Below are 9,323 nucleotides of genomic sequence, written 5' to 3' on the forward strand. Positions count from 1 at the left end.
TTTTCATTGTACTTAGTTTCAAAATGAAACCGCAAGCTATTTTTCATGCGGCTCGACGAACCAGAGAAATTTCAAGATTAGTTTCAAAGTGCGACTTAATCGAGCGAATCTTTCCTGGCGCACTAGCGCGACGCTTTTCTGAATGGCATTTAGCCGCAAGGTGGGCGGCAAGTATCGCAGCATGCCGTTGTTGGATAGCTTTCCGGTTTCGCGCAAAGCTTGCGCCGCCCAGGAACAGGCTGGTAAGCTGATGCGGGAGGTCGGCGTTTTCAAGATGGCCGAAGCGGTCCGGCCAGACCTGGCCGCAGGGGGAAGTCGGCTAGCCATGGCGAGAAAAAGTCGGTGCGGGCCTTGCTGCCAACCTGGTCGGCGCCAGCGCCAACACGAAGCAATCCTTACCGTATCCCCGAGTGAAGTGAGACCATGTCATTTGTGTGCGACACCGCCTTCTGTTTCAGCCTGGTCGCTGTGCTGATACTTCCCGTACCGGCCGCCGCCAGCGACGTGATCCGTATGGCGTCGGACGACTGGTGTCCGTTTGTCTGTGCGACGGACGGAAAACTCACCGGAGGCTATCTCGTGGATGCCACGTTGCAGGCGATGGGCGCCGCCGGCTATCTGGTCGAGCCGATCCTGATGCCGCTGAACCGGGCCATGCGCGAAACGCGCACCGGCGATATCGAAGGCGTCTACGCTCCACCGGTCGACGACAGGTTGCGCCTGAGCGCACCCATAGCCTACTCCACGGCCTGCTTCTATACTCGCGCGAACGCGAAATGGGCCTATCGCGACCAGCGCTCGCTCGCAGGCATTACCGTCGGCGTCATCGCCGACTACGGTTATGACGACGGGGCCATGGACGCCTATATCGTGGCCAGGCGCGCAGACCGCCATGCGCTCGACTTTTCCCATGGCGCCAAGGCCGGTACGACCAATCTGCAAAAAATGCTTGCCGGACGCTTTTTGGTCATGCTCGAGCACGAAGCCGTCGTCGGCCTTCAAGCACACAAGCTGGGTGTGACCGCGCAGCTTAGACAAGCCGGATGCTTGAAGCAAGCACTGCCCTTGACGATCGGCTTCGCGCGCGAAGACAGCCGCAGCGCGACCTGGCTGCGCGTCCTGGCCAACGGCATCAAGCATCTCGAAGCCTCAGGGGCACTGAGAAAACTGCGCGAACGGTACGCGATTCCAGCCCACAGTGCCGTGTCTCAGAGCCAGACATCCGACAATGAGGGGAGAATACGGGATTCTGGAAAAATAGTTCGTTAAGGCATTCCGTTTCAGATTCGGCCTCTATCGGCCCCTCACGCGGATGCCTTGCTTGAGCAAGCGGCTAAGCGGAGCGAGGCCTTGAAACAGCGCTTTGCGCTGATCGATCCTCGCCATGTCCACCCAAGCTTCGATACAGTATCCCTGGCGACACGCGTTACAATGCAGCCGCCCGCAATCCATCGCTTTCTTTTTCACATTAACCAGACAAACAGCCAGCCGTATGCACCCCGACATTTCCAGCAGCACAGGTGACTATTCTCTTCTCGCGCGTCAAGTGAGCAGCATTCTCGACGGCGAGCGCGACCTGACCGCGAACGCGTCGCAATTCGCCGCCTTGGTCTATTCCACCATCCCGGACCTGAACTGGGCCGGTTTCTACCTGCTCCGTCCGGGCAAAAAGGACGGCGCCCAGGAACTGCTGGTCGGCCCGTTCCAGGGCAAGGTCGCATGCGCGCGCATTCCCCTGGGACGGGGCGTATGCGGCACCTGCGCACAGGAGCGCCGCACCATCGTGGTCGCCGACGTGCACGCGTTCGCGGGCCACATCGCCTGCGACAGCGCCTCGAACGCCGAAATCGTCATCCCGCTGCTCAAGGACGGCCAGCTGTACGGCGTGTTCGACATCGATAGCCCGCTGCCGGACCGCTTCAGCGAAGAGGATCGCGTCGGCCTCGAAGCGATGGTCCAGGCCTTCCTCGACGCCACCGACATGGTCTGATTCTCAGAAGCGCGGCAGCTTGTCCAGCGTGATCACGTCCGGATGGCTGTACACCTTGCGCTTGTGCTCATTGGCGTGGTCATACTCGCCGGTCCGGATGTTGTTGGGACTGGTGACGCCGGCCGGGCCATCACCGTCGCTCCTGATCGACTCCCTCCAGCTCAGGTCGGCCGGGCCGGCGACGACCTGCTTGCCCCAGGCACTGATGATCGTTGATACAAATGTGATCGAGCACAAAGGGTAGCCCTGCGCGCGCCGCTGTTCAACAACGTTGTGTATTGACGAACATGTTTAGCCGGCAGCGCGCAACGGCGGCCGTGTCTAGCGCGTTACCTCGGCGGCGCACTGGTGGCACAGCCCATGGTGATCGAGCGCCCCCCTCAGATAATCCCGGCAGCGATCGCACCTGTGCGGCCGGAAGGCGGCAACGGGCCTGCCGGCACGCACCGGCACGGCGTCGCCGGGCGGCCCGGCTTCAAACGCGTCGAGCGCGCTGGCGTTCTCGCCAAGCAGAACGAAGCAACCGGGGAACAGGGCGCGCAGCCGGTCTTCGCTCTCCCGGTCATGGCCGCCCTCGAACGCCAGGCACACGGGCGTGCCCTTATCGGCCAGACCGCGCGCGCGTTCGACCAGCGGTTGCAGCGAACGGCGCCAGGCCAGCATCGCTTCGGTGTGCAATAGCGCCGGGTCCATGCCGGGCGGATGGTCCTGCTCCGCCAACTGGTGCAAAAACAGCGACGCACGAGGATGGGCAGGCCACGCCAGGTAAGCTTCCTCGCAGGCGAACGGCATCACCGTCGCCAGCATCTGTGCGCACCACAGGAACGATTCGCGCAGCGCCCATTGCACGCTCGCCAGCCCGGTGCTGCCGGCTTTTGCGCAGTACAAGGTGCGCTTGGACAGCTCGAACCACTCGGCACTGGCCCACTGGCGAAATTGCGCCAGGCAGGTCAGCGCCTGATAGAAGCGGCCTCCCTCCATGCATGCTTGCCACTGACGGCGTGCCTCCTGCAGTTTTCTCAACGCCAGGCGGTCGAGGTCACGCAGACTGGCCGGGCGCGCGGCATCCGGATTGTCTTCCATGTTCGCCAGATAAAAGCGCAGGAAACTGCGCCAATCCCTGGCGTCCTGCGTGGCCTGCTTGAGCGACGTGGCGGACCACTTCATTTCGTCGCCCACGTCCTGGCTGCACACCCACAGGCGGAATACATCGGCGCCGGATTTGGCGAACAGCGCCTTGTGGTCCGGCGTGCCGCCGTCGGATTTGGAAAACTTCATGCCCTTTTCATCGACCACGAAACGGTGTGTCATCACCTTCTTGAAGGGTGGCAGCGCGCTTTTGAAGGCGTGCAGCAGGAACGAGGACAGGAACCAGCCGCGCGTCTGGTCCTGGCCCTCGACTGCCAGGTCGGGCTGGCCGCAGCCATCTTCGGCCGCACTATGCCAGGCGGCGCCGGCGTCGAACCAGACGTCGACGCTTTGCATGCTCTTTGCGTAGCCGGCCGGGGTCTCGAACGCCTGCCAGGCTTCGACGCCGCCGCTACGCACGCGCAGCACCAGCTCGCGCCACATGGCGGCGGTGTCGGGATGTAGCTCGCCGCTCGTCTCATGACGGAAGAACGGCAGCGGCAAACCCCACAGGCGGTCGCGCGACAGGGTCCAGAAGCGGCGGGTCGACATCATCAGGGCCAGCGGCGCGCGTGCCTTCTCGTCCGGCACGAACACGGTATGCCCGAGAGCGGTCATGGCGCGCTGTGCCAGTCCCTCAGGGCAGCCGTCGAAGGACTTATGCAGATCGAGTGCCCATTGCTGGCTGGCGCGATAGAACACCGGCATCTTGTGGCGCCAGCACATGGTGGTTTCCACGCTCCTGCGCTCGACATGCACCAGCCGTCCGGCCTGCGCCAGCAAGTCGCATGAGACCTGCGACGCCACGTCCAAGGTGGCGCCGCGCAGCGCGTCCGGCATGGCGAGCGTGCCGACGTCCAGCAGGCGGCCATCCTTGCCGACATGGCAGTCAAGGCGCACGCCATCGGTTTCGTGAAGCACGAAGTCGTCCGGTCCGAACGCCGGCGCCAGGTGCACGAAGCCGGAGCCTTCGCTTTCGCTGGCAAACGCCGCTGCCAGCAAGGGCGCCGCGAGGCCGGTGAGCGGACTGACGGCCGCCAGCCGCAGCGCGCCGAGCTGGGCGAAGTCGAACGCGCCATCGTATTCATGGCCCGGGTGAGTGAACATGGCCGGGTAATCGCACAGCAAACGCTCGCGCGCCTGCACCGCGAGCATGACGCGCAGTCCGCTATCGAGCGTGGCGACGGTCAAGGCGCCTGTTTGGGGATGGCCGAAACCGGCATTGGCCCAGAGTGTCCACGGCGTGGTGGTCCAGGACAGCAGATGCAGCGGTCCGGCCGGCCAGGCCACCCCGTGCTGGCGCGCGCTTTGTTCCAGCGCCTGGCAGGAGGCGGGCGCGAGCGGTACAGTGAAGTAGGTTTCCATGCGCTCGCGCGTGGTCTTTTCCAGTTCGCTGGCCGCCAGCGCGCTGCGGCACGCCGGGCACCAGTGCACCGGCGAATGGCGTTCCACCAGCAAGCCCGCCTGCCACATGTCGAGCAGCAGCGACAAGGAGGACGCCTCGCGCTCGGGGTCCATGGTCAGCCAGGGCCGGTCCAGGTCCGCCATCAGCCCGACCCGCGCCATCGACGACGCCTGCTGATCCTTCCAGCGCGTCGCTTCGTCGCGGCATTGCCGCATGAACAGGCGCGGGTCGTCCTTGGCGTGCGCGCCGTGTCGCTTTTCGACCGCCAGTTCGAGCGGCAGTCCGTGGCAATCCCACCCGGCACGCCAGGTGACCCGGTGGCCGCACACGCTGGCGTAGCGGGCATGTACGTCCTTGAGCGTCTTGTTGAGCAGGTGGCCGAGATGGGCGTCGCCGTTGGCGTACGGGGGGCCGTCGAGCAGCCAGTAGCGCGGCTTGCCGTGGCGCGCGCTATCGAGCTGCTGGCGCTGGCCGGTGGCGTGCCAGTGGGCCAGCAGGCGCTCCTCCATTAGCGGGTTGGGGGTATTCCAGAAGGCGGGCTGCTTCAGCCGCAAGGCGTAGCTTGGCGCCGCGGGCGTGCTGGCGGCGTGGTCGTGCGATGGGGAAAACGCGGTGTGCATGACGTGCTCCGATAAGTCGGGAGCAAAGCTGGATGAGACTTGCGCGGAACGCTTCGCGAATTACCGCCAAGTGCTCGCTTGAAATTTATCCGACGACCGACACACGAAAGCGAGCGACGTGTGTGGTCGCTCGGATAATTCGCGCCACGCCCGCGTCCAGGCGCAGGCCGGCAGCGGCATGGACTGCCGGGCCGGTGCGAAGGAGAGGGACGTTGTGCGGGCTCATGGCTTCAATATAGGGGCGAATAGGGAAAACGGAAAAAATCGGGCGCTAAGCCCTGTTACCGATTTTTGAAGTCTCGCAGCGACCGATATCTGCCCTCGTCGACCATTCTGCTCTGCCTCCAGACGTAATCTCCGGTCAGATTGATGTGCTCCCAGCCCAACGGAGACGGGAATTTCAGCATACTGGGGTCAGGCGGGGTGCCAGAGTCGCGCAAAGCCTGCGTCGCCCGCTCCAGGTAGACCGTATTCCAGAGCACGATGGCGGCCGTCACCAAGTTTAGGCCGCTGGCGCGGTACCGCTGCTGCTCGAACGTCCTGTCGCGAATCTCGCCCAGCCGGTGGATGAATACCGCCCTGGCCAGCGCATTGCGCGCCTCCCCCTTGTTCAAACCTGCGTGCACGCGCCGGCGCAGTTCGACGTTTTGGAGCCAATCCAGGATGAACAGCGTTCGTTCGATGCGGCCTAGTTCGCGCAGCGCGATCGCCAGGCCGTTCTGGCGAGGGTAGCTGCCAAGTTTGCGCAGCATGAGAGATGCCGTGACGGTGCCATGCTTGATCGAGGCGGCCAGGCGAAGCACGTCGTCCCAATGCGCGCGCAGGTGCCTAATGTTCAGGCTGCCGCCGATCATAGACCGCAGCGCCGGATGATCCGTTACCTTTCCTGGCACGTACAGCTTGGTGTCGCCTAGGTCGCGGATGCGCGGCGCGAAGCGGAACCCGAGCAGGTGCATCAGCGCGAACACGTGGTCGGTGAAGCCGGCAGTGTCGGTGTAATGCTCCTCGATACGCAGATCCGATTCGTGGTACAACAGGCCATCCAGCACATAGGTCGAGTCGCGCACGCCGACGTTGACCACCCTAGTGCTGAACGGGGCGTACTGGTCGGAGATGTGGGTGTAAAACAGCTTGCCCGGCTCGGCACCGTATTTCGGGTTGATGTGACCGGTGCTCTCCGCCCGGCCGCCGGCGCGGAAGCGCTGGCCGTCCGATGACGATGTGGTGCCGTCGCCCCAATTCTCGGCGAACGCATGCTTGAATTGTGCGTTCACGAGATCGGCCAGGCCCGCCGAATAGGTTTCGTCCCGGATGTGCCATGCCTGTAGCCAGGACAGCTTGGCATAGGTGGCGCCAGCGCTCGATTCCGCCATCTTGGTGAGGCCGAGGTTGATCGCGTCGGCCAGGATCGCGGACAGCAGCAGCGTCCGGTCCTTGACCTGCTCCCCGCTCTTAAGATGGACAAAATGCCGGGTAAACCCAGTCCAATCGTCCACATCCATCAGCAATTCGGTGATCTTGATACGAGGCAGCAGGCCGCCGGTGAGATCGATCAGCGCCTGCGCCTCGTCTGGCACCAGGGAATCCTGAGGACTGATGCGCAGTCCTGTCTCCGTGATAATCGCATCGGGTAGCTCATTGGTCAGAGCCAGGCGGTTTACCTTGGCTAGCTGTTCTTCGAGCAGCAATAGGCGGTCTTGCAGATACTGGTCGCAGTCGGGGTTGACCGCGATCGGCAGTTCCCTCGCCGTCTTCATCTCCCCGAACTTCGCCGGCGGCAGCTGGTATTCTTCGAAGTCGCGGAACTGGCGCGATCCCTGCACCCAGATGTCGCCGGATCGCAGCGAATTCTTCAACTCCGACAGCACGCAGATTTCGTAAAAGCGACGATCCAACCCTTCGTCGGTGATGACGAGCGGCTTCCAACGTGCTTTCACGAACGAAACAGGCGCATCGTCGGGCACCTTGCGAGCACCCGTCATATTCATCTCGCGCAGCACGTCGATCGCGTCCAGGACCGCTTGCGCGGCCGGCGCCGCCTTCAGCTGGAGTACATCTAGGAATTCGGGCGTGTAGCGCCGCAGTGTGCTGTACTGTTCGCCAATCAGAGAGAGGTGATCGAAGGACTCGGGCTGCGCCAGCTGGCCGGCCTCGGCGACACTTTGCGTAAAGTCGGTCCACGGAAGTACTGCCTCGATCGCGGCGTACGGGTCCAGCCCGGATTCCTTGGCTTCGAGCAGGGCCTGGCCGATCTTCGAGTACAGGCGCACCTTGTCGTTGATCGCCTTGCCCTGTTTTTGGAAGTCTTGCTGGTGCTTGTGCTTGGCAGCACTGAAGAGCTTTATCATGATCCGGTCATGAAGGTCGACCAGTTCGTCCGTTACGGTGGCCATGCCCTCGATGGCCAACGCCGCCAGCGTGGCATACCGTCGCTCGTCCTCAAACTTGGCCAAGTCGCGCGGCGTCATCTGCGCGCCCTCCCGCGCCATCTTTAGCAGACGGTTCTGATGGATCTCGCGGCCAAGCCCTTCAGGCAGTGCCAGCGACTGAAAAACCTTGAGCCGTTCGATGTGTTCGCGCATGTAGCGGGAATTCGGCTTGAGCGGCGACTGGCGCAACCATACCAGCCAAGTAATGCTCATGTCGGGCGCGACGTTGAGCAGGTTGTCCAGGGAGCGCTTGTGGTGCCGCTCCAGTGGGTCGATCAGCGCTCGGTAGATCCGCCGGTTGGCCCGCGTCACGGCCTCGGCACAGGCCCGCTCGATGACGGTCAACGCAGGCAGGATAATCCGCTTCTGGCGCAGCGTTTCAAGGGAGTGAGCGGCGAGCACCATTGCCTTGTCCGTCTGCACCGCAAGGTCGGCCAAGCTGTGCACCAGCTTGCGGTAGTCCGGCAGGCCGAACACCGACAGCCCCAGGTAGGCGCGCAGTTCGTGGAGGTGTTCATTGCGCGTTTTTTCCCGCTCTCCGTATTCAAGCCAGGCCCCAGCGTCGCTGCGCACCTGCTTGGCGATCCAGTGGAGCACCGTGTCGGTCAGCGCGGTGTCGCTTGCCAGCGCATAACCAGGGTAGCGCAGCAAACACATCTGCACCGCGAAGCCGAGGCGGTTGGCGGCGCCACGGCGTTGCCGGATTAACGCCAAGTCGGCGTCCGTAAAACTGTATTGCTGAATCAGGTCATCCTGATTTTGGGGCAGAATCAGTAAACTTGCACGTTCGGTTTCAGAAAGTAGTGAGCGGCGTGGCATTCGATTCAGTCTCTCGCTGGTGGCAATGGCAGGTCATTTCTGGCCCCTTGTGCAGCCTGCGACCGACTGCGTTTTAGCATAGTGGAGAGTCAATGGCGCATTCGGACTGCGACGATCACGCCCGACAGGAACGTGACTGCTGCGACTAGCCATATCGCGCTGACCACGCCGTACAGGTCGGCTACAACGCCCGCCATTAACGCTCCGATGGCATAGCCGAGATCGCGCCAGAAGCGGTAAACGCCGACGGTCGAAGCACGCCAGGCCGGGTTGACTACGTCGCCGATGGCAGCCAAAAGCGTCGGATAGACCATGGCAGTCCCGATTCCCAGCAAAATCGCGCCCGTCGCATACCATGCGAACGAGGACCGGAACGCGATAATTGCGATGCCGGCTGCCTGCACCCACATCCCCGCCACGATCAATCCCTTACGACCAATCCGATCCGACAGCGCGCCGGTGAAGAGTTGGCATACTCCCCAAACGGTCGGGTAGATCGCGGCGAGCGTGCCGATTTGGATTAGAGTCATGCCCGCGCTGGCGAACACAAAAGGGAACAACCCCCATGCCATGCCGTCGTTGAGGTTATTCACAAGTCCGGCCTGACTAATCGACGACAGGTTGGGGTCGCGTACGCTGGTCTGCCAGAAAATCGAGCGCTGCGACGGCACGATGGCCGCTCCGTGCGTTGCTGCCATTGCGGCTTCCAATTGTGCGTGGCCGCGCGTCTCGCGCACAACCAAAACCGATAGGTAACTGTTCAGCCGGAGTACAGGCCGCAATAAACAGTTGTAAACTGTGCTGCTATCGCGCATGATTTGGGCATGCCACCAAAACCTCCCCGTCTCAATCTCACCGGCTTGTCCCATGAAGACAAGGATCGTCTCATTGACGCCTTGTTCGCACGCCTGGACGCGGTGGAGGCTAAGCTG

General features: G+C 63.0%; 6 protein-coding genes. 2 read left to right on the plus strand and 4 right to left on the minus strand.

Annotated features, from left to right (window positions below; translation table 11 throughout):
- Window positions 1-423 precede the first annotated feature (423 nt).
- Both F2P44_RS29980 and msrC read left to right on the plus strand, forming a co-directional pair.
- Window positions 424-1,269 carry a substrate-binding periplasmic protein gene (locus F2P44_RS29980; RefSeq protein WP_167093017.1) on the plus strand — a complete coding sequence of 282 codons (846 nt, stop codon included), beginning with the start codon at window positions 424-426 and terminating at the stop codon, window positions 1,267-1,269.
- Window positions 1,270-1,492: 223 nt separating this feature from the next.
- Complete coding sequence (msrC, locus tag F2P44_RS29985) at window positions 1,493-1,990, plus strand: free L-methionine (R)-S-oxide reductase MsrC (RefSeq protein ID WP_167093019.1); 498 nt, start codon at window positions 1,493-1,495, stop codon at window positions 1,988-1,990.
- Window positions 1,991-1,993: 3 nt separating this feature from the next.
- Here the strand turns inward: msrC and F2P44_RS29990 are convergent, their stop codons facing one another.
- The 4 genes from F2P44_RS29990 to F2P44_RS30005 form a co-directional block, all read right to left on the minus strand.
- Entirely contained in the window at window positions 1,994-2,227 is a 234-nt protein-coding gene (locus tag F2P44_RS29990) for a hypothetical protein (protein WP_167093021.1), read from the minus strand.
- Window positions 2,228-2,311: 84 nt separating this feature from the next.
- Entirely contained in the window at window positions 2,312-5,143 is a 2,832-nt protein-coding gene (locus F2P44_RS29995) for a class I tRNA ligase family protein (RefSeq protein ID WP_167093023.1), read from the minus strand.
- A 281-nt stretch (window positions 5,144-5,424) separates the two neighbouring features.
- Window positions 5,425-8,391 (minus strand): Tn3 family transposase, encoded by a 2,967-nt coding sequence (locus F2P44_RS30000; protein ID WP_167093025.1) that lies wholly within the window; start codon window positions 8,389-8,391, stop codon window positions 5,425-5,427.
- An 89-nt stretch (window positions 8,392-8,480) separates the two neighbouring features.
- A partial coding sequence (locus F2P44_RS30005) for an MFS transporter (RefSeq protein WP_229423835.1) occupies window positions 8,481-9,323 on the minus strand: 843 nt, incomplete at its 5' end.

Origin of the sequence: Massilia frigida (assembly GCF_011682175.1) — a bacterium.
GTDB classification, from domain to species: Bacteria; Pseudomonadota; Gammaproteobacteria; order Burkholderiales; family Burkholderiaceae_D; genus Telluria_A; species Telluria_A frigida.

Bases quoted from the DNA above. Each gene is read 5' to 3' on its own strand.
- F2P44_RS29995 (WP_167093023.1), bottom strand. From the start codon at position 5,143: ATGCACACCGCGTTTTCCCCATCGCACGACCACGCCGCCAGCACGCCC.
- F2P44_RS29980 (WP_167093017.1), top strand. From the start codon at position 424: ATGTCATTTGTGTGCGACACCGCCTTCTGTTTCAGCCTGGTCGCTGTG.
- F2P44_RS30000 (WP_167093025.1), bottom strand. From the start codon at position 8,391: ATGCCACGCCGCTCACTACTTTCTGAAACCGAACGTGCAAGTTTACTG.
- msrC (WP_167093019.1), top strand. From the start codon at position 1,493: ATGCACCCCGACATTTCCAGCAGCACAGGTGACTATTCTCTTCTCGCG.